23 protein-coding genes are annotated in these 23,873 nt (G+C 35.6%); 4 read left to right on the top strand and 19 right to left on the bottom strand.

All coding sequences use genetic code 11. The features are described from left to right. Window positions 1-14: 14 nt before the first annotated feature. From ftsA to mraZ, 12 genes are read right to left on the bottom strand one after another with little or no spacing between them, the layout of a single operon-like run. On the bottom strand, window positions 15-1,409 hold the full coding sequence (gene ftsA, locus ACFQ0R_RS12990; RefSeq protein ID WP_379658808.1) for a cell division protein FtsA: 1,395 nt from the start codon (window positions 1,407-1,409) through the stop codon (window positions 15-17). 9 nt (window positions 1,410-1,418) lie between these two features. Then, window positions 1,419-2,141, bottom strand: a complete 723-nt coding sequence (locus ACFQ0R_RS12985; RefSeq protein ID WP_379658807.1) for a cell division protein FtsQ/DivIB — start codon at window positions 2,139-2,141, stop codon at window positions 1,419-1,421. Further along, window positions 2,128-3,480 (bottom strand): UDP-N-acetylmuramate--L-alanine ligase, encoded by a 1,353-nt coding sequence (gene murC, locus ACFQ0R_RS12980; RefSeq protein ID WP_379658806.1) that lies wholly within the window; start codon window positions 3,478-3,480, stop codon window positions 2,128-2,130. The genes ACFQ0R_RS12985 and murC overlap by 14 nt, the downstream gene beginning before the upstream one ends. Beyond that, a complete protein-coding gene (gene murG / locus ACFQ0R_RS12975) occupies window positions 3,477-4,574 on the bottom strand; it encodes an undecaprenyldiphospho-muramoylpentapeptide beta-N-acetylglucosaminyltransferase (RefSeq protein WP_379658805.1) in 1,098 nt (365 codons plus the stop codon). Before murG ends, murC begins: the two co-directional genes overlap by 4 nt. Continuing rightward, window positions 4,571-5,812: an FtsW/RodA/SpoVE family cell cycle protein gene (locus tag ACFQ0R_RS12970; RefSeq protein ID WP_379658804.1), complete on the bottom strand. Its 1,242-nt coding sequence runs from the start codon at window positions 5,810-5,812 to the stop codon at window positions 4,571-4,573. The genes murG and ACFQ0R_RS12970 overlap by 4 nt, the downstream gene beginning before the upstream one ends. 6 nt (window positions 5,813-5,818) lie before the next feature. Beyond that, entirely contained in the window at window positions 5,819-7,162 is a 1,344-nt protein-coding gene (gene murD, locus ACFQ0R_RS12965) for a UDP-N-acetylmuramoyl-L-alanine--D-glutamate ligase (protein ID WP_379658803.1), read from the bottom strand. After that, window positions 7,163-8,383, bottom strand: a complete 1,221-nt coding sequence (mraY, locus tag ACFQ0R_RS12960) for a phospho-N-acetylmuramoyl-pentapeptide-transferase (RefSeq protein ID WP_379658802.1) — start codon at window positions 8,381-8,383, stop codon at window positions 7,163-7,165. A 3-nt stretch (window positions 8,384-8,386) separates the two neighbouring features. After that, the gene (locus ACFQ0R_RS12955; protein WP_379658801.1) at window positions 8,387-9,850 is read right to left on the bottom strand and encodes a UDP-N-acetylmuramoyl-L-alanyl-D-glutamate--2,6-diaminopimelate ligase; all 1,464 of its coding nucleotides are present in this window, start codon (window positions 9,848-9,850) and stop codon (window positions 8,387-8,389) included. Further along, a complete protein-coding gene (locus ACFQ0R_RS12950) occupies window positions 9,847-11,811 on the bottom strand; it encodes a penicillin-binding protein (protein ID WP_379658800.1) in 1,965 nt (654 codons plus the stop codon). Before ACFQ0R_RS12950 ends, ACFQ0R_RS12955 begins: the two co-directional genes overlap by 4 nt. 1 nt (window position 11,812) lies before the next feature. Then, window positions 11,813-12,127, bottom strand: a complete 315-nt coding sequence (locus ACFQ0R_RS12945; protein ID WP_379658799.1) for an FtsL-like putative cell division protein — start codon at window positions 12,125-12,127, stop codon at window positions 11,813-11,815. 2 nt (window positions 12,128-12,129) lie between these two features. Further along, window positions 12,130-13,032 (bottom strand): 16S rRNA (cytosine(1402)-N(4))-methyltransferase RsmH, encoded by a 903-nt coding sequence (gene rsmH / locus ACFQ0R_RS12940; RefSeq protein WP_379658798.1) that lies wholly within the window; start codon window positions 13,030-13,032, stop codon window positions 12,130-12,132. Next, entirely contained in the window at window positions 13,025-13,480 is a 456-nt protein-coding gene (gene mraZ, locus ACFQ0R_RS12935; RefSeq protein ID WP_379658797.1) for a division/cell wall cluster transcriptional repressor MraZ, read from the bottom strand. The genes rsmH and mraZ overlap by 8 nt, the downstream gene beginning before the upstream one ends. A gap of 344 nt (window positions 13,481-13,824) precedes the next feature. Here mraZ and ACFQ0R_RS12930 point away from each other — a divergent pair, with 344 nt between their 5' ends. Together ACFQ0R_RS12930 and yihA are read left to right on the top strand one after the other, a co-directional pair. After that, the gene (locus ACFQ0R_RS12930) at window positions 13,825-14,589 is read left to right on the top strand and encodes an alpha/beta fold hydrolase (RefSeq protein WP_379658796.1); all 765 of its coding nucleotides are present in this window, start codon (window positions 13,825-13,827) and stop codon (window positions 14,587-14,589) included. Between the two features lie 11 nt (window positions 14,590-14,600). Beyond that, entirely contained in the window at window positions 14,601-15,200 is a 600-nt protein-coding gene (gene yihA, locus ACFQ0R_RS12925; protein ID WP_379658795.1) for a ribosome biogenesis GTP-binding protein YihA/YsxC, read from the top strand. On the opposite strand, the gene ACFQ0R_RS12920 is transcribed toward yihA, so the two are convergent. From ACFQ0R_RS12920 to gldB, 3 genes are read right to left on the bottom strand one after another with little or no spacing between them, the layout of a single operon-like run. After that, on the bottom strand, window positions 15,201-15,569 hold the full coding sequence (locus ACFQ0R_RS12920) for a GTPase (protein WP_379658794.1): 369 nt from the start codon (window positions 15,567-15,569) through the stop codon (window positions 15,201-15,203). Beyond that, on the bottom strand, window positions 15,556-15,909 hold the full coding sequence (gene gldC / locus ACFQ0R_RS12915; RefSeq protein WP_379658793.1) for a gliding motility protein GldC: 354 nt from the start codon (window positions 15,907-15,909) through the stop codon (window positions 15,556-15,558). The genes ACFQ0R_RS12920 and gldC overlap by 14 nt, the downstream gene beginning before the upstream one ends. Window positions 15,910-15,911: 2 nt before the next feature. Next, window positions 15,912-16,868: a gliding motility lipoprotein GldB gene (gene gldB, locus ACFQ0R_RS12910; RefSeq protein ID WP_379658792.1), complete on the bottom strand. Its 957-nt coding sequence runs from the start codon at window positions 16,866-16,868 to the stop codon at window positions 15,912-15,914. 82 nt (window positions 16,869-16,950) lie between these two features. On the opposite strand from gldB, the gene nadE reads away from it, so the two are divergent. After that, window positions 16,951-17,733, top strand: coding sequence for an NAD(+) synthase (nadE, locus tag ACFQ0R_RS12905; RefSeq protein ID WP_379658791.1), 783 nt, complete (start codon window positions 16,951-16,953; stop codon window positions 17,731-17,733). A gap of 1 nt (window position 17,734) precedes the next feature. Here nadE and dnaG read toward each other — a convergent pair whose 3' ends face one another. Together dnaG and ACFQ0R_RS12895 are read right to left on the bottom strand one after the other, a co-directional pair. After that, window positions 17,735-19,687: a DNA primase gene (gene dnaG / locus ACFQ0R_RS12900; RefSeq protein WP_379658790.1), complete on the bottom strand. Its 1,953-nt coding sequence runs from the start codon at window positions 19,685-19,687 to the stop codon at window positions 17,735-17,737. A 146-nt stretch (window positions 19,688-19,833) separates the two neighbouring features. Further along, window positions 19,834-20,811, bottom strand: a complete 978-nt coding sequence (locus tag ACFQ0R_RS12895; protein WP_379658789.1) for a polyprenyl synthetase family protein — start codon at window positions 20,809-20,811, stop codon at window positions 19,834-19,836. Window positions 20,812-20,978: 167 nt separating this feature from the next. Between ACFQ0R_RS12895 and ACFQ0R_RS12890 the strand changes: the two genes are divergently transcribed. After that, window positions 20,979-21,782: a choice-of-anchor J domain-containing protein gene (locus tag ACFQ0R_RS12890; protein WP_379658788.1), complete on the top strand. Its 804-nt coding sequence runs from the start codon at window positions 20,979-20,981 to the stop codon at window positions 21,780-21,782. A 56-nt stretch (window positions 21,783-21,838) separates the two neighbouring features. Here ACFQ0R_RS12890 and rlmN read toward each other — a convergent pair whose 3' ends face one another. Together rlmN and ACFQ0R_RS12880 are read right to left on the bottom strand one after the other, a co-directional pair. After that, window positions 21,839-22,885 (bottom strand): 23S rRNA (adenine(2503)-C(2))-methyltransferase RlmN, encoded by a 1,047-nt coding sequence (gene rlmN, locus ACFQ0R_RS12885; RefSeq protein WP_379658787.1) that lies wholly within the window; start codon window positions 22,883-22,885, stop codon window positions 21,839-21,841. A gap of 45 nt (window positions 22,886-22,930) precedes the next feature. Further along, window positions 22,931-23,794, bottom strand: a complete 864-nt coding sequence (locus ACFQ0R_RS12880; RefSeq protein ID WP_379658786.1) for a hydroxymethylglutaryl-CoA lyase — start codon at window positions 23,792-23,794, stop codon at window positions 22,931-22,933. Window positions 23,795-23,873: the final 79 nt, after the last annotated feature.

Below are 23,873 nucleotides of genomic sequence, written 5' to 3'. Positions count from 1 at the left end.
GGATGGTGTACTTCTTACTCTGCGTTATCTAAAAAATCTTTTAATTTATCAAACCATTTTTCGACTACATTTCTGCTAGGTCGGGCTGGTTGATTGGGTTGTTCTGGAACTTCCTGTTTCTCATCTACCCCATGAGAATCTTCTGTAATTCCATCTACATTTTCTTCTGAAGCAGTCTCTGCTTGTTGCTCTGCGTTCACAGGTTGTTGCTCTTCTTCCAGTTCTTCGCGTTCAGCTTTATCAAGAGCTTTACGTTCCAATCCGTCCATAACCAAGCCAACTGCTGTGGCATAAAGTGGACTTGCAATTTCTTTATCGGTTTCACCTGCTAAATACTCGTTGGGATAACCAATTCTGGTATCCATTCCAGTAACATATTCTACCAGTTGCTTCAAGTGCTTTAATTGAGCACCTCCACCAGTAATAACTATACCTGCAATTAATTTTTTCTTTTGTTCATCATGTCCATAGTTTTTAATTTCTAAATAAACCTGATCTATGATTTCTACTGCTCTGTAATGAATCACTTTAGATAAATTCTTAAGTGATATTTCTTTAGGTTCTCTTCCTCTCAATCCAGGAATAGAAACTATTTCATTTTCTTTATTTTCTCCAGGCCATGCCGAACCAAATTTCACTTTGAGTAATTCAGCTTGCTTTTCTATGATCGAACAACCTTCTTTGATATCTTCAGTAATCACATTACCTCCAAGTGGAATAACTGCAGTATGTCTTATAATTCCATCTTTGAAAATCGCCAAATCTGTTGTTCCACCACCTATGTCAATTAATGCAACACCTGCTTCTTTTTCTTCCTGACTTAATACTGAATTTGCTGATGCTAGCGGTTCTAATGTCATACCATTGAGTTCCAATCCAGAATTCTTAACACATCTTCCAATATTTCTAATAGACGAAATCTGTCCTACAACTACGTGGAAGTTGGCTTCCAAGCGTCCGCCAGACATACCCCTTGGCTCCATAATTTCGGATTGTCCATCGACTTTATACTCTTGTGGTAAAACATGAATAATTTCTTCGCCTGGTAACATTACCAGCTTATGAACTTGATTGCATAAGTTGTCGATATCCTCATCTTCTATAACTTCTTCGTTATCATTTCTTGTGATGTAATCACTATGCTGTAAACTTCTTATATGTTGTCCTGCAATTCCTACTGTTACTCCACTTACATCAATACCAGAATTTGCTTCTGCTTGCTGGATAGCTTGCTGAATAGACTGTATAGTTTGAGTTATATTATTCACGACGCCACGATGCACACCTAAACTTTTGGTTCTACCAATGCCTAAGATCTCTACTTTTCCATACTCGTTTTTGCGACCAATCATAGCAACAATCTTTGTTGTCCCAATGTCTAAGCCTACTGCAATATTATCTTCTTCCATCTTTGTAGATTATAACTTTGTTGTACATACTACCTGATTACCAAACTGCAAATCTATGCGTTTATAGTCATCCAATTTCTTGTATTCCAAAGCTTTTGAATAAAAAACTTTATAGTTTGTCAACTTTTTGTCAAGATAAGAAATTTGACCAAAATTGACTAAATATTCCCTGTCTCTCACCTCCAAAACGAAGTTTTTTTCTGATTTTTTTCGGATTGCAATGATATGTTTTTTTAAAAAATCATCGGCCTCTATTTTAACCAAAAGTGGATAAACTTCTTTAAGCTCATTTGGGCTGACTCCCGAGACCAAAGGCACTCTAGGTGAGTAGTTTGCAGATAATGGCATCGCCAAACCCTCGGCATCCAGATAGTAAAACCCCTTATCCCTAATCCTGGCAATGGGTTCTCTTTGAATAATTTTCGCTGAAAGTGTTCCATCTAAGGTGTAATATGCTTCAGAGGATTTTATCATTTCGTTGGCATCCAAAATATTTTCAAAAGTGGCCAGACGATTTTCATTTATCAATGAATCGCCATTTGCTTTTAAAACTTCATTCAATAGCGCTTCGACTTCAACTTCAGTAATGAAAATTTTAGACGCATCTAGCAATTCAACCTTTAGAGTTTTTACAGGTTTCGACTTTTGGCGATGATTTGCAAAGCCCACCAAGAAGAAAAGAACTCCCAAGATCAAAATCAATCGTATGTTATGTAGTTTAAATGCTTTCATGCAAATAATTTGAAATTTTAGTTGCTTCTACTCCTATGTCTCCGGCACCGAGCAAAACGATGACTTCATCTTTGGCTCTCTTTATTCTATTTTGAATATCATTTTTAGTGATCAACTGTTTTAATGGATGCTGTATTAAATTCAGAAGAAATTCAGAAGTTACCCCCTCTATAGGTTCCTCTCTTGCTGGATAGATGTCCAGTAAATTAACTTCATCAAATTGAGATAAGCTTTCTGCAAAATCTTCTGCAAAATCTTTGGTCCTTGAAAATAAGTGAGGCTGAAAAACAACTACAGATTTTTTCTCTGGATGCATTTCGGAAATTGCCTGATAAACAGCGTCGATTTCTTTGGGGTGATGTGCATAATCATCTATCACTACAAAATGGCTTGACTTATAAATGTAATTAAAACGTCTTTGCACTCCTTCAAAACTAGCCAAAGCTTTTCCAAACTTATCGGCAAGGTCTGGCCAAAAATCGACAGCCAAACTCAAGGCCGAGGAGGCATTAAATAAATTATGATGCCCTGGTAATGAAAATTCTAAATTCTCAAGTCGAATATCTCCTTTCTGGAAATCAAAAACATAAGTTCCGTTTTCAACCGAAATATTTTTGACTTGAATATCTGCTTCCTCCTCTATTGAAATAAATTGCGCATCAAGGTCTAAACCTAATTTTGCATAAAGATGTCCTTTTGGAACTAATCTCGAAAACTCCTTAAAGGTATCCACTAACTTTTGTGAGGTCTCGTAAATATCGAGATGATCTGCATCCATAGAGGTTATGACCGCAGCTGAAGGGTGTAATTCAAGAAAGGATCTGTCAAATTCATCTGCCTCAACTACTACAACTTCTTCCCCATCACCGATATAATTGGTTTTATAATTTTGAAGGATTCCACCACAAAAGGCCGTTAGTTTTACTCCACTAGATTTAAGAATATGAACCAGTATTGCAGACGTTGTGGTTTTACCATGAGTTCCCGCTACAGCTAAGGTTGGCAGATGCTTTGTGATTTCTCCTAAGACAAACGAACGTTTATATATTTCAAAATTCTCATTTTTGAAAAATTCAAAAAATTTTGATGTATTGGAAATCGCTGGTGTATAAATAACAAGCGTGGTTTCTTTTGATAAATTCTGGAACTGATTACTAATAGTTTCCGTATAAACTAAATTAATTCCTTCAGCTGATAAGGTATTGGTCAATGCTGACTCAGTTCTATCATAACCGAGAACCATCAAGCCTTTTTGGTTGAAATATCTAGCCAAAGCACTCATCCCGATACCGCCGATGCCGATCAAGAATACATGTGTATATTGCTTTAACTCTTTCATCTCATTATTTTTTCTATGCGTTCCACTTCGTCTACAATCGCTTTTGTAGCCATTGGCTTAGCAAGTGTCAATATATTATTTGATAGTTTTTTCTGAAGTTCAATATCATTCATCAAATCACTAAATACAGGCTCAAATTTTTCATCCAGATCTGATTCTTTCAACATTATCGCTGCCTCCTTATCTTCGATAGATTTGGCATTTTTGGTTTGATGATCTTCAGCAACGTTTGGTGATGGTATAAATATTACCGGTTTTCCAACCAGACTCAATTCACTCACCGCTCCAGCTCCAGCTCTGGAAATAATAATATCTGCTTGTGCATAAGCCAAATCCATTTTGGAAATGAATTTGAGGACCTTAATAGACTCTAATTCTAAAGAAGCATATCTATCATAGTATAGCTTACCGCATTGCCATATGACTTGAAGATTTTGATCTTTAAAAAATGAAATTTTTTCAGCTATCAATTCGTTGATACGTTGTGAGCCTAAACTACCACCGACAATCAACAGCGTCTTTTTGTTAGGATCTAACTGAAAATGCTTCAGACCAGAGTCTCTTTTGCTTCTCACTTCAAGTAGATCTCTACGTATTGGATTTCCTGTGAGCACTAATTTTTCTTTTGGGAAAAACTTCTCCATACCTTCATAGGCCACGCAAATGGCATTTGCGTCTTTAGCTAACCATTTATTAGTGATGCCTGCATATGCATTTTGTTCCTGAATCAATGTTGGGATTTTTAAAATAGATGCCATTTTTAATAATGGTCCACTCGCAAATCCACCTGTTCCAATGACTACATCGGGCCTAAATTTCTTTACAAGACTTCTTGCTTTCAGCATTGAACTCATCAACTTGAATGGAAACATAAGATTGGACAAAGTCAGTTTTCTCTGAATACCAGAGATCCACAAACCTTCAATTTTGAAACCGGCCTCTGGAACTTTTACCATTTCCATTTTATCCTTTGCACCAACAAACAGAAATTCGGCATTAGGATATCTTTCTCTTAATTCTTCAGCAATAGCAATAGCTGGGTAGATATGTCCACCAGTTCCTCCTCCAGAAATCATGTATCGTTTTGTACTCATATCGTTTCGTTTAGGACTTCAAGAGGATTTTCAATCGCTAGATTGTCTTCTTTTTCTTTTTGCTTGGCTTCAGCTGTCGCTTTTACTTCGTTGTTTGCACTTACACTTATAACTATGCCTAATGACAGACACGTCATCCAGATGGAAGTTCCACCACTTCCAACCAATGGAAGAGTTTGACCCGTAACAGGTAAAAATTCAACAGCCACTGCTATATTTACAAAAGCTTGGAATATAATGGGAATCCCAGCTGCAATAACCAGTAATCTGCCGTAAGCTGTTTCAGATTTTGTAACGATAATAGCTATCCTATACAACATAAATAAGTAGGCTAAAATCACACCTATTCCTCCAACCATTCCCATTTCTTCAACGATGATTGCATAAATGAAATCTGATGACGATTGAGGCAGAAAATTACGCTGTACACTTTTTCCTATTCCTTTTCCAGTTATCCCACCAGTTGCAATTGCAATTTTAGCTTTCTCAACTTGATATTGTTCACGTGTTTGCTCATCCTGAGTGAATGTTTCTACTCTACTGATCCAAGTGTCCACTCTGTTTGGAAATAAATCCGGAAAAGCTTTGGCCGTTAATCCAAATAAAACCAATGCCAACATACCAAAACCTACCACTGCTGCTGTATATTTGAAAGTATAACCACCCGCAAACGTGAGTAATAACACAATGAAAAAAATGATAGCTGCTGTAGAAAGATTTGCAGGCAGAATAAGCCCAACGACTAAAAAAACAGGAACCCAAAGTGGTAAAATCGTTTCTTTGAAAGTGTATTCTGTATCCTTAATTTTAGATAAATAGCGCGCTACATAAATCAACAAAACCACTGATGCTAATGTTGAAGTTTGAAATGAAAAATTAACCAATGGCACTTGTATCCACCGACTGGCATTCGCTCCTTGCATGGTTGTTCCTTGTAACAACGTGATAATTAAAAGTACGATTACAATTGGTAGTAGGATAATGGATAAACCTCTGAAATAGCGGTAGGGAATTTTGTGGGTTGCATAAAGTATTGAAAAACCTAACACTAGATGTATGAAATGTTTGACCAAATAAGCAAATGTACTCCCGCTAGCTCCGTTGAGATATGCCAGATTACTTGAAGCACTATAAACAGGAATAAAAGAAAAAATAGCCAAAAGCGCGGCTACAGACCACAACATTTTGTCACCTTTTATGCTTTTGAAAAATTCTTTAACTCCTGAATCAGTTGACATTATAGTTTACTTTTTAAGGCTTTGTACTGCGTTTTTAAATTGTCTCCCTCTGTCTTCATAGTTTTCAAATAAATCAAAGCTTGCACATGCAGGAGATAAAAGAACTGCATCATTCTCCTCTGTGAGTTCATAAGCTTTGGAAACCGCATCTGCCATATTATGAGTCTCAATAATTGTATCTACACAATTACTAAATACCTCATAGATTTTTTGGTTATCTATTCCTAAACAAACTATTGCCTTCACTTTTTCATTAACTAGGGAAAGTAAATCTTCATAAGCATTTCCTTTATCCACACCACCTACAATCCATACAGTAGGAGCATTCATACTGTCTAATGCATAAAACGTAGCATTTACATTTGTAGCTTTAGAATCATTGATAAAAGCTACTTTGTTGATTTTTCCCAACTGCTCAAGCCTGTGTTCAACACCGTGAAAACTTTCCATGCTATCACGTATTGTTTGCTTTCTTATTTTGAGCAATCTAGCAGCGGTAGAAGCAGCCATTGCATTTCTTGTATTATGGTCGCCTTTTACAGCTAAGTCTGTTACTGACATTGTAAATAAATTTTGGTTGAGTTTGATATTAATTTTGTTGTCCTTGATGAATGCAGATAGATCCTTTATGATTGTTGCCATAGTAAAAGGCACTAACTTAGCTTGAACTGAATTTTTCTTCAGCCATCCTGTAATTACTTCATCATCTTTATTATAAATTAGATAATCGTCTTCTGTTTGATTTAATGTAATTCTAAATTTTGACTCTATATATTCCTGAAAATTATTATGGTATCTGTCTAAATGATCCGGTGTTATACTAGTTAAAATAGCAATATGTGGCTGAAAGCTATCAATACCATCCAGTTGAAAACTGCTTAACTCCAAAACATAATTATGTACCTTTTTTCTAGCTACCTGTTCTGCAAAGCTGAAACCTACATTTCCTGCCATAGAAACAGATAAACCAGCATTTTTTAAAATATGAAATACCATATTTGTCACTGTAGTCTTCCCGTTAGACCCCGTTATTCCAATTAAATTAGCATCAGTATACCAAGAAGCAAATTCAATTTCAGAAATGATCTTGATTCCACTTTTTCTTAAATTTTGGATTAACGGAAGATCATCAGATATTCCAGGGCTTTTTACAATTATATCAACAGCTTCTAGTCTTGATAGGGTGTGCCCATCTTCTTCAAATTCAATTTCTTCTGAATTTAATTTAGCTTTAAACTTGGGCTTTATCTTTGAAAAATCTGACAAGAAAACTTGGAATCCTTTATCCTTACCAAGGATTGCAGCTCCTATACCACTCTCTCCACCTCCTAAAACAACTAGCTTTTCCATTTATCTGATTTTAAGTGTGACAATGGTTATAACGGCCAGTAAAATTCCTATAATCCAAAACCTGACTACAATTTTGGATTCGTGAAAACCAAGTTTTTGATAATGATGATGTAGTGGAGCCATCAAAAATATTCGTCTCCCCACTCCAGTCTTTTTCTTAGTGAATTTGAACCAGCCAACTTGCATTATAACAGATAAATTTTCAATCAAGAAAACACCGCATAATATAGGAATTAAGAGTTCTTTACGTGTAGCAATAGCTATTACGGCAATAATCCCGCCTATAGTTAAGCTACCTGTATCTCCCATGAATATTTGAGCTGGATAAGTATTGTACCATAAAAAACCAACTAAAGAACCAGCAAATGCTGTTATGAAAATCGTCATTTCTCCAGATCTCGGAATATTCATAACATTGAGATAATCTGAAAAGATGATATTCCCAGATACCCAGGCAAAGATCCCTAAAGTAAGCACTATAATAGCAGAACTACCCGCGGCTAGTCCATCAATACCATCGGTAAGATTGGCTCCATTGGAAACTGCCGTCACAATAAGAATAACAATAGGTATGAATATTAACCATGCATACGATGCCGCATCCTCACTTATCCATGAAATTGCTTTAGAATAATCCAGTTCATTATTCTTGAAAAAAGGAATAGTCGTTGTCGTTGATTTTTCCTCGGGAGATGTTTCAGAAATCACCTGCACATTATTGGTAGTAGTTACTTTATTATCGGATCTGACGGTAACATCGGGATGGAAATACATTACAGCACCTATGAAAATCCCAAGGCCTACCTGGCCAACAACTTTGAATTTTCCCTTTAATCCTTCTTTGTTTTTTTTGAAGGTTTTAATATAATCATCCAAAAATCCGATTGCGCCCATCCATATTGTAGTCACAATCAAAAGAATGATATAAATGTTATCTAACTGAGAAAGAAGCAAAACAGGTATAAGGGTCGAAAATATGATGATAAGTCCACCCATGGTTGGTGTCCCGGCTTTTTCTTTCTGTCCTTCTAAACCAAGCTCTCTTACGCTTTCACCTATTTGTTTTCTTTGAAGAAATAAGATGATGCGTTTACCAAAAATGGTAGATATCAGAAGTGAAAGAATAATTGCAGACGCAGCTCTAAAAGATATATACTGAAACAAACGAGCTCCAGGCAGATCATAATTACTTTCCAAAAAATCAAATAAGTGATACAACATATCTTATTTATTAAATTGAGCTAAAAGCTCTTTTACAATTTTCAAATCATCAAAATCTGACCTTTTTCCATGTACCTCTTGATAAGTTTCATGTCCTTTTCCTGCAATCAAAATGATATCGCCTTTTTTAGCCAAACTGCAAGCAGTCTTTATCGCTTGTTGTCTTGAAGTAATGCTTAAAGTTTTGAATATATCTTGAGGCTCAACTCCTTTTTCTATATCATTTATTATTTCATCTGGATCTTCAGTGCGAGGATTATCACTTGTGAAAATCACTTTGGTACTTAAGTTACCAGCTATTTTACCCATTAGTGGTCTTTTTGTCTTATCACGATCACCACCACAACCTACAACAGTAATAAGTTCTTCATTTCGAGTTCTGATGTCGTTGGTGGTTTGCAACACATTCTTCAGCGCATCTGGTGTGTGTGCATAATCAACAATTACATGAATCCCTGTTTCAGAAATATGATGCTGATACCTCCCATCCACAGGCTTTAACTGACTTAAGGTTTGTAAATTTTCAAGTTGTTCCACATCAAGTAAATCTGCTGCTGCATAAACTGCCAGTAAATTATAAGCATTGAAATCTCCTATAAAACGTGACCAAACTTCATTACCATTGATATTCAGTTTTAATCCTGAAAAGCTTTTCTCTAAGATTTTGACTTTATAATCAGTAAGGTTTTTAACTCCGTAGCCGTAAGTTTTGGCTTTAGTATTCTGAAGCATATAATTACCATTCCTGTCATCAATATTTGTGATAGCAAACGCATCTTTAGACAACTGATCAAAAAATCGCTTCTTTACATCTCTATATTCAGCAAATGAACTGTGGTAATCCAAGTGATCCTGAGACAAATTGGTGAAAATCCCACCAGCAAAATCAAGTCCTAAAGTTCTATGCTGAGCAATTCCGTGAGAGCTGACTTCCATAAAACAAAACTCTACACCAACTTCATTCATCATTTTGAGGTATGAATTGATTGTCAAAGAATCTGGCGTTGTTAGTTTGGTAGCAAACTCCTTATCATTAACCTTAATAGTAACTGTTGAAATCAAACCCACTTTGAATCCAAGTGTTTTAAAAAGCTGATAAAGCAATGAACTTACAGTAGTTTTCCCATTTGTTCCCGTCACTCCCACAAGCTGAAGATTGGTGGATGGATTATCGTAAAAATTTGATGCCATATAGGCCAAGGCTTCTCTGGTATCTTTGACTTGAACATAAGTAATCTCTGGAGCCAATTCAGAAGGAAGATCTTCACAAACAACAGCTGTAGCACCTTTTGAAATCGCTGCATCAATAAACATATGTCCATCTGCTGCTACACCTCTTATAGCAACGAATACATCTTGATTTGTAACCAAACGGCTATCAAAATGAATATGATTCAACTCTATTGCTGTCGAACCTTTTACAGATTCAATAGAAACCTTATATAGTATGTCTTTTAAAACTTTCAACTTGAAATTAAATTTACGCTTTGGTTATTTGTAATTTTTGTTCCGCTTTTTATTGACTGCCTTTGAACTTTGCCACTGCCTACCAAATTCACTTTTAACCCTAAATTCTCTAAAATTGAAACGGCATCCATAGCAGGATAACCAGTTAAGTCTGGCATTATGGTTTTGTATTTTTGAGAAATTTCAAAGTAATCGTCATACTTAGCATTAGCGAGATTCGTTTTGATAGCATCCTTTGAAATTTCATCTTTTAAAGGGGTATCGATAAAAATCTTCTGAGCAATTTTAGCAAAAACTGGAGCTGCAACTGTGCTTCCGTAGTAGCCAATTTTAGGATTTGGCTTATGAATTACAACTATACATGAGTATTTTGGCTCATCAGCAGGAAAATATCCGACAAATGATGAAACGTATCGTCCGGACTCTATCCAATATTCAGTTTGACAGGTCCCTGTTTTTCCTGCCATAGAAAAATTAGAATTACTGATATTGCTACCCGTTCCATTGTCTACGACTCTCTTCATTAAATCCTGAAGTTTCAAAGCAGTTTCTTTAGAACAAATACTTCCTTCGATTATTGGGTCTGAATAGGACTCAATCAGTGTGTGTTTATCTCTTACTTGCTTGATAAATTTCGGTTTGATTTTTAATCCGTCATTGGCAATCGCGTTGTAAAAAGTCAAAATCTGGAGTGATGTTAAAGAAACACCATAACCAAAAGACATCCAGGGCAGTGTGGTCCCGTACCAATTGGAATCTTGAGGATGAGGAATATGAGGCTTACCTTCTCCTTTTATTTTTAATCCTATCTTTTCATTTAACCCCATATTATAGAGACGGTTTACAAATCGCTCTGGCTGGTCTTTGTAATTTTCATAAATCATTTTCGCAAAAGCAGTATTGGAAGAAACTTCAAAAGCTTCGGCTGCAGAAATTTTTCCATACCCACCACGTTTAGAATCGTAGACTCTTCTATCAAAAAACTGAACCATACCTTTTTCAGTATCGAAAACTGTACTTGTATCTATTACTTTATCTTCTAAAGCAGCTGCCATACTCATTAACTTAAACGTCGAGCCCGGCTCATGGGGTTCATAAACAGCATAATTGAGCTTTTCGTAATATTTATCAGAGCCTTTAATACGACCTAGATTGGATATTGCCTTTATTTCACCAGTTTTAGTTTCCATAACGACAACACTTCCGTGGTCTGCTTCAAAATGTTCTAATTGCTCCAATAATGCATGATGAGCCACATCTTGGATATTTACATCAATCGTAGAAATAACATCATAGCCATCTTCAGGTTCAACTTCGTTGACATCACTTATAGGTTTCCATTGACCTTTAGATATTTTTTGCTTCAGCCTTCTTCCCTTTTTACCTTTTAAAAACTCATCAAAGGCACCCTCCAAACCTACATTCCCAAAGCCAACAGTTCTTTCCCCTATTTTTCCAAGTGGATTTTCACGAACTGTGGATTGCTCAGCAATAAACCCTCCCTTATAAGGCCCAAGATTGAAAAGTGGAAACTCCCGTACAGCTATATATTCTGAATAATCCAACTGCTTAGCTATAAGTAAATACCTGTTTTTGATTTCTCTTGCTCGCTTCAATTTTTGAAGATGATAGCTTTTAGAATTACCAAGTAGCTTAGAAAGTTCTGAGGCCAAAGCTGAAGCATGTTTCTGAAAATTACTTTCTGAAACTGTAACTGCATCAAATCTGATGTCATATTTGGGCACAGAAGTCGCTAGCAAGTTCATATTAGTATCGTAGAGATTGCCACGATTTGGCTCTATGCTGAAGTTTCTGTAGACTGTTTCCTGCGCTAGAGTCCTGTATTTTTGACCTTCAACTACCTGAATATCAAAAAGCTTATAACCCATAATCAAAAACACAACTACAAAAATTGCAGCTATGATGTAAAACCTCCTTAAAATGCTTTTGTCTGTCGTCATTTTATTTGGACTTTACTAAAATTTTATATGGCGGTTTATCTGATAAGCCTATAGAGCGCTGTTTCATTTTTTTTGCAACATTAGACTCCATCTTTTGTTGCATCACAGTTTTGCGAGTGTCAACAAATTCGCTTCTCAATTCTTTTAACTGCTGATTGAGTTCAGCAACCTGATATACTTTTCGCTCAGCACTATGGGAACTTGCAATCATTATGATGGCCAACAGGGCACAAAACACAATAAAAGCCCAATTTGTAAAAGCGCCTTCGCTTACCAAAAATTTACCTTTTAATATGTCACTTAAACCATTTGCCATGATTATAACTTTTCTCCGATTCTTAATTTCGCACTTCTCGATCTGTTGTTTAGCTTCATTTCAGTTTGGGTTGGAGTAATTAATTTTCCAACTTTCTTAAAAGGAACTAGCATATTTCCATAGAAGTCTTTTTCCGGCGCTCCAGAAAATTTACCATCTCTTATAAATCGCTTCACCAATCGATCTTCCAAAGAATGGTAAGAGATCAAACTCAACCTGCCACCCTTTTTAATTAAGTCTGGAGTTTGGAGTAAAAACTCTTTAAGGACCTCCATTTCCTGATTAACTTCAATTCGGATTGCTTGATAAACCTGCGCCAAAAACTTATTCACTTTTGTAGGTGGAAAAAAGGGAGTAAGCAAAGCATTCAATTCTGAAGTAGATTGAATTGGCTTTACAGCTCTTTCTTCAACGATAGCTTTAGCTAGTCTTCTTGACATTTTTATTTCCCCGTATTGCCATAGCAATTGAGATAATTGTTGTTCTGTGTAGGTGTTTATTAATTCTGAAGCACTAATCCCGGCCTGTTGATCCATCCTCATATCCAATTCAGCATCAAATCTTATAGAAAACCCTCTCTCTCCTTCATCAAATTGATGAGAAGAAACTCCAAAATCACCAAGAATAGCGTCCACTTCTCTGACTCCTTCTAATTTCAAAAAACGCTTTATAAATCTGAAATTTGCCTGAATAAGCGTAAAACGCGAGTCTTCAATTGTGTTTTCCTGAGCATCATGATCCTGGTCAAATGCGTACAGCTTACCATGGTCGCCGAGTCGGGATAGAATTTCTTTAGAATGACCACCACCACCAAAAGTCACGTCCACATAAATACCATCTGGTTTTATGGACATGCCATCAATACTTTCTTTCAGCAGAACGGGGATGTGATAAGCTTCACTCATTCGTTTCAAAATTCATTACGTCTTCAGCTAAATCTGCAAAGTCTTCAGAATCGCTAATAACAGATTCATATTTTTCTTTATCCCAAATTTCAACGATGTTGATCGCAGAAGAAACCACTATTTCCTTTTCAATAGCAGCAAAACTTATAAGGTCTTTTGGAATTAATAATCTACCACTGGCATCCACTTCAATCACTTTCACGCCAGCGGAAAATTTTCTTATAAAATCATTGTTCTTTTTATTGAATCGATTCAAACCGTCCATTTTATCCATGAGTAAATTCCATTGACTCATAGGATACAATTCCAGACATGGCTGAAACACAGAGCGTTTCAAAACGAAACCCTCTTCAATAATAGGAAGCATCTGCTTTTTCAAGCCAGACGGTAGCATAAGTCGACCTTTTGTGTCAACTTTGCATTCGTAAGATCCTATTAGGGTATTCATGGCAAGTTTGATTTCAATTTCAAATATATCGAAATTTTTACCACTTTTTACCACTTTCTACCACATTGTGGATAACTTTTTCCTTTAGAACTCTTTAAGACTTGTTGAAAGCAGTAATTACTGAGGGTTGTAAAAACTCACTGGAAGCTAAATTGCTGTGGATAAAGTATATAATTTTGTTTTTTAAAGAAAAAATGGAAGATTACAACTGAAATTTTATTAAAATGTATGTTTTAAAAGTCTTATTTACACACTTTTACATTTTGAAAAGACAAGTCTCAGGAACTGTAGGCTTTTCTTATTCAAATATCTTTATATTTGATTTTTGAAATTCTGAAAACCTGATGGAAGAAAATATTAAGCAAGAAGGAAAATTTAAATACTTTGAAAAAGGCGAAGGCACCCCAATAGTCATTTTACACGGCCTTATGGGTGGGTTAAGTAACTTCGACGGAGTTATGACTTATTTCCCTGAAAAAGGTTATAAAGTTGTCGTTCCAGAGTTACCGCTTTACGATATGCCATTGCTGAAAACAAACATCAAAAATCTAACAAAATACATCAAGGAATTCATAGATTTTAAATCTTACGGTCAAGTCATTTTAGTAGGAAATTCGCTTGGCGGTCATGTAGGTTTGTTAACAACAAAACTATACCCTGAAATTGTAAAAGCTCTTGTTATTACTGGAAGTTCTGGTCTTTACGAAAGTGCGATGGGTGAAAGTTATCCAAAGCGTGGTGATTACGAATACATCAAAAAGAAAGCTCAAGATGTATTTTACAATCCGGAAGTAGCAACTCAAGAAATCATTGATGACGTTTATAGCGTAGTTAACGACAGAAGCAAACTGATAAGGACTTTATCTATTGCTAAAAGTGCTATTCGGCATAATATGTCAAAAGATTTACCGACAATGGAAACGCCGACTTGTATTATCTGGGGAAAACAAGATGAAGTTACTCCTCCACAAGTGGCTAAAGATTTTGATAAGCTTTTACCAGACTCTGAATTATTTTGGATTGACCAATGTGGCCATGCTGCGATGATGGAACATCCAGACCAATTTAATGAGATTTTGTATGCTTGGCTTGAGAAGAGAAAATTCTAAGACCTGCATTTATGAAAATTAAAACCTCAACGTTTGTAATGAGTAATTCGGATGTAACCAAATGTCCAAATTCTCAATTACCTGAATACGCTTTCATCGGTCGAAGTAATGTTGGTAAATCTTCATTAATCAACATGCTTACCGGCAGGAAAAATCTTGCTAAAGTTTCCGGCAAACCGGGTAAAACAAGGCTTATCAATCATTTTCTCATCAACGAGAATTGGCATCTTGTTGATTTACCAGGCTATGGTTACGCTAAAGTCAGCAAACAGGAGAAAAAAACATTTCAGAAATATATTACAGCTTATTTTGAAAAGCGTCAGCAACTCGTAAACACATTCATCTTGATAGACTCAAGACACGAACCTCAACCTATTGACCTTGAATTCTTAGAATGGATGGGGACGAATGCCATTCCTTTTTCTATTGTTTTTACCAAAGCAGATAAATTAAAGCCTCAAGCTATAGACAAAAACATTGCTGATTATAAAGCAAAACTAACAGAAACCTGGGCAGAATTACCCCCTTATTTTGTCACTTCATCCGCCAACAAAACTGGTCGAGATGAGATTTTGGATTACATTCAAAAGATCAACGAGACTTTAAAATAATTATACTCTAGACTTAATTTTTTCTATTAAAGTTTCGGTTTCTTCAATTTGATTAAGCTCATCTTTCCCCATTAGAAGACTTAAGTCGTAATTATCTTGATATAAAATAACTGGCAAATCGTAAAGCTTTTCAAATTTTGATTTGAACTTGCGCCGATATTCATCTTTATGCAAAAAGACCATTTCGATGTCGCTTTGCTTTCTAAAGGCTTTCCACTTTCTTTTTTCAGAAATAAGACCGAAGGTAAGCTCACATAACTTGCACTCATAAGTTTTTGGATTTAAAAACTTATGAGCGGTATCTAGCAAAGAATTATTAACCCCGGAATTGGCATTATAAACAAATATTATAGCTTTATTTTTTTGCATCGCCTTTAGAATCTTTGATATCTAGCTTTTCTGCAAAATAATCACAGAAATCTTTCATTGTTGCAGTCATTTTCTCGTCATCCGTAGCTCTCTGGAAAGTGTCTGTCATCCCAACAAAAATTTGATGAAAAAACTTTTTCATTTCATCTACAGGCATTTCTTTTGTCCATAGATCGATCCGCAAAGTTTCTTGAGCTTTGTGATCCCAAATGCTTAAGAAGGCAGCTTTTGCTTCTTCATTATCTATACCACCATCTTGCGCAGACCACGTTAATTTTTCAGGTATTCTATTTTCGTCGGTGACAACGTTGATTTTGATTTCAGATTTCTTTTCAATCATAACTAAGGTTTATATTTTGATTTTTTAAAAATAACATCAGATTGGAGTTCTAGAAGCTCATTTATGCTTGTATTAGGATATTTATCCATATAATCTCTCACAATTTCCCATCCAATATATTGTCCAATTCTTGGTGAAGACTCATTATCGAGTTCTAAATAAAATTTAGAATAAGGCGCTAGATTGATGAAACGGTCCTCTAATCGATTGTCTGTAGAATAAATCAAATTACGTTCAACAAAAAAAGACCAAATTTCAGTTTCATTTTCTTCTGCCCATTTCAATTGTTCTTTTGAATAATAAATCTTGGCAGCATCAGATTCAAAAGGCATCATAAGATCTTTTAAATAAAGTATTTTACCATGATAAATCATATCTGATAAAAAAGTTCGAGACCTCTTGGGATTGAATTTTTGCATTGCAAAAGCTTCAGCTATGTCCGAAATTAAAAATTCTACATCTTGCTGAAAGGCTATATACTCGGGCAAGCCTTGATAAAACTTATGGCCATTACCTAAATAATTATCAAGAGAAATCAATAATGCATCTTCAGTAAGTACTAGCTTTTGCTTATAATTCACTTCCTCCGCTAAAGTATATACAGTTGGGATCTTATACTCTGGGAAATAATACTTTGCATATTTGAAAAAATGCTCAATTCTTCCTTTTTCTTCCTTAAAATCTGGAAATACTTTTTGCACTTCTGTATTGATTTCTTGCTGCAAATCACTTTGCATTTTCGCAATCCATAGACTGTCTGGAACCTGATTTGGAAACAGATTGGGATATTTAGATTTTAATGCCGGTAGTTCATCAGGCGAAGTCTTTGCAAACTGAAGATCAAATCGTTCTACATCAAGATTGATGTCTAAATTTTCCGCTTCTGAATTCAATTTTGAATTATTATCACAACTTGATAAAAACAAAAATAGACTTAACAACATTAAAGGAAACCTCATATTTCTAATGATAACATTTAGTAACTAAATAGATTAATTATCTTTGATGCAAATGTAAGTATTAAAGCCTAAAACTAGTCTTATGAAAGCCCAGAAAACAATTGACCACATAACGGAATGGTTGAATGATTATCTGAAAAAAAGCAAACAAAATGGTTTTGTAATTGGTGTTTCTGGCGGTATTGATTCTGCTGTGACTTCAGCGCTTTGCGCAACAACTGGTAAACCAACTCTATGTGTAGAATTACCTATTCATCAACACAAATCTCAGGTTTCTAGAGCGAGAAAGCATATTGAACATCTGGAAGGAAGATTCGCCAATGTAAACTCAGTAAAGGTTGACCTTTCCAATACCTTTGATACTTTCAAGTCAAGTTTACCGGAACTTGATGACAAAGACTTACAGGATTTTGCTCTTGCCAATTCCAGAGCAAGATTAAGAATGACAACTCTTTATTATTTTGCTGGAATTCATGGATACTTGGTAGCAGGAACAGGAAACAAAGTGGAAGATTTTGGAGTTGGTTTTTACACCAAATACGGTGATGGTGGTGTGGATTTAAGTCCTATTGCAGACTTGATGAAAAGTGAAGTTTATGAACTCGCTGAAAGTTTAAGCGTAATTGATGATATCCAAGAAGCTGAGCCTACCGATGGTCTGCATGGAGACCATCGAACGGACGAAGACCAGATTGGCGCTAGTTACGATGAGCTGGAATGGGCAATGAAATTTGATGGTGATATTTCTGAATTATCTGACAGACAACATGAAGTTTTAAAACTTTATAAGAAATTGAATACAGCCAACCAACATAAAATGCAACCCATTCCTATTTGTGAAATTCCTGACGAGTTTAAATCCTAATTTAGAGTACTCGGTTTAGTTTATTGGAAATTAAAACTTCCAACCCGTTGTATTCCATAGTTTCTCTCATGAGTTCTATGTCTACATTTTCTTTTTGATCTCTAATTATTTCACTTAAATCCTGCACTTTTTTCCTGATAAGATAACGGCGAAGATTTAAAATGGTCTCCATGACTTCTCTGGGATCCAAAACACTTTTGTCAATCACAAAAATCTCTTGTCGCTTCCAATCGTGCAGTTGATTTTTCTCATTTTCCATCAATATGGAGGTGACTTCCTGAGCGAGTTCTGGCTTTAAATGATTTATAAATGTGTCAATTTTAAGACTTTGCTCTTTTACAAAGGTTTCAATAATATGATCATATAGTTCTTTAAATATAGGATTTGAAAATTCAACTTCATCTTCCTGCAACTCAATAAATATCTTTTCAAAAACAACATATTCTCGCTTTACCTCAATATGTTTATCCTCTTCAAAATCAAAGTCAAAATCAATAAAAATAGTGGTTTGATCACCATACCTTAGTAACAACTGAATAATACTTCTCTCCAAAACGTATTGATGATCAACTTTAGAAACAGGGGTAGATCCATGAGTTTCTTTGACAACCTCAAGAGGTTTTCGCCTTGTACCTCGGCTTGCTTCTTTTCTATCTTTAGCAAGAATTTGCGCCAAGGTGCTAAATAACACATCTTCTGAAACATCCAAAAGATTGGAACAAGTTTGAACGTAAATTTCCTGAGTGATCTGATCTGGAATCTTCGAAATCGAATTAACAATATCTCTCACGACTTCAGCCTTTTTCACAGGATCTTTGTCAGCATCTTCCATGAGAAGTGATGATTTGAATCTTATGAAATCTTGAGCATTTTTATCCAGATAGGCTTGTAAATCCTCTTGTGAATTTGCTTTTGCAAAACTATCTGGATCTTCACCTTCAGGAAAGAGACAGACTTTTACGTTCATGCCTTGCTCCAAAATCAAATCAATTCCACGAATAGAAGCCCTCAACCCTGCAGCATCCCCATCAAATAAAACGGTAATATTATTAGTTAGTCTGCTAATCAGGCGGATTTGCTCAGGTGTAAGGGCGGTTCCAGAAGAAGCCACAACATTTTCTATCCCTGTTTGGTTAAACTGAATAACATCCGTATAGCCTTCAACTAAATAACAATTATCAGCTTTAGCAATCGTCTGCTTAGCTTGATAAAGTCCATAAAGCACTTTACTCTTATGATAAACTTCACTTTCTGGCGAGTTGAGATATTTGGCTTGCTTTTTATCGTTGGTCAGAATTCGTCCTCCAAAACCAAGCACTCGACCAGACATCGAATGAATAGGAAACATGACTCGACCTTTAAACCTGTCGAATCGTTTTTCACCTTTAACAATAGTGAGTCCTGTCTTTTCTAAAAACTCTAATTTGTAAGCTTTCTCCAAAGCTTTATCGGTAAAAGCTTGCCATTCATCCGGCGAATAACCCAGATCAAATTTTTCAATGGTTTCTGAAGTAAATCCACGGGTTTTGAAATAACTCAGGCCTACTGATTTTCCTTCATCGGTATGCAGCATCTGATTGACGAAGAAGCTTTTAGCAAATTCATTGACCAAATACATGCTTTCTCTCTCGCTGGCTTTTTCCTTTTCTTCTGAAGATTGCTCCGTTTCTTCAATTTCGATATTGTAGCGTTTGGCAAGATGTTTTATGGCTTCAGGATAGGTATAATGCTCGTGTTCCATCAAAAAAGCCACGACATTACCTCCTTTACCCGAACTGAAATCTTTCCAGATTTGCTTGACAGGCGAGACCATAAAGCTTGGCGTTCGCTCCTCCGTAAAAGGGCTCAATCCTTTAAAGTTACTCCCTGATTTTTTTAACTGAACATAATCGCCAATCACTTCCTCAACCCGGGAAATATCAAATACTTTATCTATGGTAGTTTTACTGATCAACGAAATATGATTTTGAAATAAAGATAAAATAAAAAGGACATGACAAAAAACAGTTTATTCATGATAAAAATTTATTTGACTAGACCTCACAGGTTTTTAAAACCTGTGAGGTCTAAACGTTTACGAGCATATTTAGCTTTTCAACTTTATTTCTCTCGATCAATCACATAATCGATCATCAACTGAAGGGAAGATTTATAAGGAGATTCAGGATATTTCTGAAGAATTTCTGAAGCTTCTTTCTGAAATGCTTTCATTTTGGTTTGGGCATATTCCAAACCACCAGAAGATTTTACAAAGCCAATGACTTCATTTACTCGTTTTTTGTCTTTATTATGATTCTTTACCGAATTGATGATCCAGTCTTTATCTTTTTTGGACACCTGATTCAAAGTGTAAATAAGTGGAAGTGTCATTTTTTGTTCTTTGATATCGATTCCAGTGGGCTTCCCAATTTTTTGCTCACCATAGTCAAACAAATCATCTTTAATTTGAAACGCCATCCCAATCAACTCCCCAAATTTCCGCATGGATTCAACATCAGCAGATTCTGGTCTCACAGCTGCAGCTCCGAGACTGCAACAAGCAGCTATCAGTGTTGCTGTCTTTTGACGAATGATTTCGTAATAAATATCTTCGGTTATGTCTAATCGTCGAGCCTTTTCAATTTGAAGTAATTCGCCTTCACTCATTTCTCTTACGGCTACAGAAATGATTTTCAAAAGGTCAAAGTCATTATTATCGATAGAAAGCAACAAACCTTTAGACAGCAAAAAATCACCTACTAAAACGGCGATTTTATTTTTCCACAAGGCATTAATAGAAAAGAAGCCCCGCCTCTGATTACTATCATCTACAATATCATCATGAACCAAAGTCGCTGTGTGAATCAATTCAATGACTGAAGCTCCTCTGTAGGTTCTATCATTCACCTCACCATCAGAAACCATTTTGGCTACCAAAAAAACAAACATAGGCCGCATTTGCTTGCCTTTTCTGTTGACTATAAAATGTGTGATTTTATTAAGAAGCGCTACACGTGAGGACATAAAAAGGGAGAACTTTTTTTCAAAAAGTTCCATCTCATGAGCTATAGGTTCTTTTATTTGTGAGACTGTTTTCAAGACTCACAAAGATAGAGTTTAATATATTAAGAAAAACTGAAAATATCCTTCATTCCAGTATTTATTGAATTATCATTGATTTGTTAAAATTTAAAAAACATCCTTAATAATTTTATTAACAAATCTAATTTGTTACTTTTACAACTTAACCTTAAAATTTTAACACTATGAAGAAAATTACTTTAATGATGCTAGCTTTTATCGCTAGTTTTTCAATGAATGCTCAAACCCAATTATTTTTTGATGATTTCAATGATGAAGATATTTCAGATTGGACTCAAATTGATGAAGATGGAGATGGTAATGTGTTTTTCGCTTATGCTTTACCCGACACTCCAACAATGACATCTGCATCCTGGACATCAGCTGAAGGACCATTATTCCCAGATAATTATTCAGTATCTCCCGCTATAGATGTTACAGGTGCTTCAGGTTTGACACTTTCTTACCAAACAGGTGGACAAGACCCTGCTTTTTCTGCAGAAGTCTACACTGTATATGTTTCAACAGGAAATACTGTAGCAGATTTTATGGACAACTCAATCACAGTTAGTTTAAATGAAAATCTTGGAGATGATCCTGCTGCTGCTGGTGCATTAGTAGACAGATCTCTTGACTTAGCTGACTTAGATGGTTCTGAAACTCTTTATATTGCTTTCAGACATCATGATGTATCAGATGAGTTTTATATCAATTTTGATAATGTAAGTTTAACTGCTGAAACTCTTAGTGTTGGTAGTTTCGAGAATAATAACTTATCTCATTTTTACAAAGCTGGTCAATTGTCAATTCAGTCTAGTTTTAACCTTGATAATGTTTCTTTATTCAACACTTTAGGACAGGAAGTTTTAAGTCAAAAACTTAATGCAGAAGAAGCTAACGTAAATGTTTCTAATTTATCGACTGGCCTTTATATTGCTAGAGTAACTTCTGGAGATCAAGCAAAAACCTTCAAATTTGTAAAACAATAATCATTTATTGTTTTTAATACTAAAGCTCCGATTTTAAATCGGAGCTTTTTTTATGTCTAAACTTTAATTTTATTGGCCAATTGACCACAGGCAGCATCGATGTCTTTACCTCTAGAATGCCTTAGAGTTACAGTTATCCGATTGGCCTCGAGCGCATTCACATATTTAGCAACGGCATTATCACTGCCTTGCTGAAATTGCCCATCGTCGATTGGATTATATTCAATGATATTGACTTTGCATGGAATGGCTTGACAAAAGTCAACCAAAGCTCTTATATCTTCTTCTCTATCGTTAATCCCGTTCCAAACAATATATTCATAAGTCACTGATTTCCCTGTTTTCTCGTACCAGTAAATCAGAGACTCTTTTAAATCAGATAAAGGAAATTTAGCATTAAAAGGCATTATTTGAGTTCTCACCTCATCAATAGCCGAGTGCAAAGACACAGCCAAATGAAATTTAACTTGATCATCTGCTAGTTTTTTAATCATTTTCGGAACGCCAGAAGTAGATAAAGTGATTCTGCGTGGTGACATGCCCAGCCCCTCTGGTGAGGTAATTTTCTCGATAGACTTTAGGACGTTGTTATAATTCATCAATGGTTCGCCCATTCCCATATACACAATATTGGATAAAGGAATACCGTTGTAAAGTTTACTTTCTTTATCTATCGCTACCACCTGATCGAAAATTTCGTCGGCATTCAAGTTTCTTAGGCGCTTAAGTTTTGCAGTCGCACAAAATTTACAATCCAAACTACACCCCACCTGAGAAGACACACATGCTGTTGTTCTTGACATGGTCGGAATCAAAACAGATTCCACCGTAAATCCATCGTGAAGTTTAACGGCATTTTTGATTGTTCCGTCTTTACTTCTTTGCATCTGATCTACTTCGATATGGTTGATCACAAAATTATCTTCCAGCATTTGTCTGGTTTCTTTAGATAAGTTGGTCATCTCTTCAAAATTATAAGTGGCTTTGTTCCATAACCAATCATAAATTTGAGAACCCCGAAAAGATTTATCTCCCTGAGAGACAAAGAAATCTTGTAATTCTTTTTTGCTTAGTGCGCGTATGTCTTTTTTTGAATTTTTCACGTTGCAAAATTAGATAAAAAAGAAGGGAATCTTCCAAAAAGTATATTAATGATATTTTGAAAATAAATCTGAAGCTTTATTGTAGGCAGATTCAAAGCTAGTCATACGAATGGAGTTTTCAATATTTTTAGAATTGAAGTAAGACAACATTTTTTCAGTTTGCATATTGCCGGTGAGGTCATCTTTTGCCATCGGGCAGCCGCCAAAACCCTGGATCGCTCCGTCAAATCGTCTACACCCCGCTTGAGTTGCTGCATGAACTTTTTCGTACCATGCATCTGGAGTCGTATGCAAATGTGCCCCAAATTCCATGTCTGGATATTTGGGAATAAGTGTGGAAAACAAATCTTTAATTATATCAGGAGTAGAAGTTCCAACGGTGTCAGAAAGTGAAAGAATCTCAACCCCAAGACCTGCAAGCTTCTCAGTCCATTCACCAACGATATCAGCATTCCATGGATCGCCATAAGGATTTCCAAATCCCATAGATAAATAGGCCACAACCGATTTATTGGAATCTTGAGCTATTTCTAAAATAGACTTCAGCACCTCAACAGATTCAGCAATCGTTTTGTGAGTATTTCTCATTTGGAAATTTTCAGAAATTGAAAATGGATAGCCCAAATAATCGATTTCTGAAAACTTGGACGCATCCTCTGCTCCTCTTCTGTTAGCGACAATCGCCAAAAGCTTGCTTTGCGTTTGAGAAAGATCCAGCATAGACAAGACTTCAGCGGTATCTTGCATTTGCGGAATTGCTTTTGGGGAAACAAAGCTACCAAAGTCTATAGTATCAAACCCACATTTTAAAAGGGATTGAATATATTTTGCCTTTTCATCGGTAGGTATAAAAGGCTTGATGCCTTGCATAGCATCCCTGGGACATTCAATAAGTTTAACTGATTTCATGAGCCCAAATATACAGTTTTAAGGCATTTTTAAAAGTGGAAGTCACTTTGTTTTCTATCAGGCATTTTTATAATAATTA

The organism is Psychroflexus salinarum, from assembly GCF_042677225.1.
GTDB lineage: Bacteria > Bacteroidota > Bacteroidia > Flavobacteriales > Flavobacteriaceae > Psychroflexus > Psychroflexus salinarum.
Note: the sequence above shows the minus strand (reverse complement) of the source record. Positions and strands in the feature narration are given on the sequence as shown.

What these genes read in the sequence shown, in the direction of transcription:
- ACFQ0R_RS12945 (WP_379658799.1), bottom strand. Translation starts at nt 12,127, where the DNA reads ATGGCAAATGGTTTAAGTGACATATTAAAAGGTAAATTTTTGGTAAGC.
- ACFQ0R_RS12920 (WP_379658794.1), bottom strand. Translation starts at nt 15,569, where the DNA reads ATGCAAAAAAATAAAGCTATAATATTTGTTTATAATGCCAATTCCGGG.
- ACFQ0R_RS12950 (WP_379658800.1), bottom strand. Translation starts at nt 11,811, where the DNA reads ATGACGACAGACAAAAGCATTTTAAGGAGGTTTTACATCATAGCTGCA.
- ftsA (WP_379658808.1), bottom strand. Translation starts at nt 1,409, where the DNA reads ATGGAAGAAGATAATATTGCAGTAGGCTTAGACATTGGGACAACAAAG.
- ACFQ0R_RS12930 (WP_379658796.1), top strand. Translation starts at nt 13,825, where the DNA reads ATGGAAGAAAATATTAAGCAAGAAGGAAAATTTAAATACTTTGAAAAA.
- ACFQ0R_RS12880 (WP_379658786.1), bottom strand. Translation starts at nt 23,794, where the DNA reads ATGAAATCAGTTAAACTTATTGAATGTCCCAGGGATGCTATGCAAGGC.
- yihA (WP_379658795.1), top strand. Translation starts at nt 14,601, where the DNA reads ATGAAAATTAAAACCTCAACGTTTGTAATGAGTAATTCGGATGTAACC.
- nadE (WP_379658791.1), top strand. Translation starts at nt 16,951, where the DNA reads ATGAAAGCCCAGAAAACAATTGACCACATAACGGAATGGTTGAATGAT.
- mraY (WP_379658802.1), bottom strand. Translation starts at nt 8,383, where the DNA reads ATGTTGTATCACTTATTTGATTTTTTGGAAAGTAATTATGATCTGCCT.
- ACFQ0R_RS12970 (WP_379658804.1), bottom strand. Translation starts at nt 5,812, where the DNA reads ATGTCAACTGATTCAGGAGTTAAAGAATTTTTCAAAAGCATAAAAGGT.
- gldC (WP_379658793.1), bottom strand. Translation starts at nt 15,909, where the DNA reads ATGATTGAAAAGAAATCTGAAATCAAAATCAACGTTGTCACCGACGAA.
- murG (WP_379658805.1), bottom strand. Translation starts at nt 4,574, where the DNA reads ATGAGTACAAAACGATACATGATTTCTGGAGGAGGAACTGGTGGACAT.
- murD (WP_379658803.1), bottom strand. Translation starts at nt 7,162, where the DNA reads ATGGAAAAGCTAGTTGTTTTAGGAGGTGGAGAGAGTGGTATAGGAGCT.
- rsmH (WP_379658798.1), bottom strand. Translation starts at nt 13,032, where the DNA reads ATGAGTGAAGCTTATCACATCCCCGTTCTGCTGAAAGAAAGTATTGAT.
- mraZ (WP_379658797.1), bottom strand. Translation starts at nt 13,480, where the DNA reads ATGAATACCCTAATAGGATCTTACGAATGCAAAGTTGACACAAAAGGT.
- ACFQ0R_RS12985 (WP_379658807.1), bottom strand. Translation starts at nt 2,141, where the DNA reads ATGAAAGCATTTAAACTACATAACATACGATTGATTTTGATCTTGGGA.
- gldB (WP_379658792.1), bottom strand. Translation starts at nt 16,868, where the DNA reads ATGAGGTTTCCTTTAATGTTGTTAAGTCTATTTTTGTTTTTATCAAGT.
- murC (WP_379658806.1), bottom strand. Translation starts at nt 3,480, where the DNA reads ATGAAAGAGTTAAAGCAATATACACATGTATTCTTGATCGGCATCGGC.
- ACFQ0R_RS12890 (WP_379658788.1), top strand. Translation starts at nt 20,979, where the DNA reads ATGAAGAAAATTACTTTAATGATGCTAGCTTTTATCGCTAGTTTTTCA.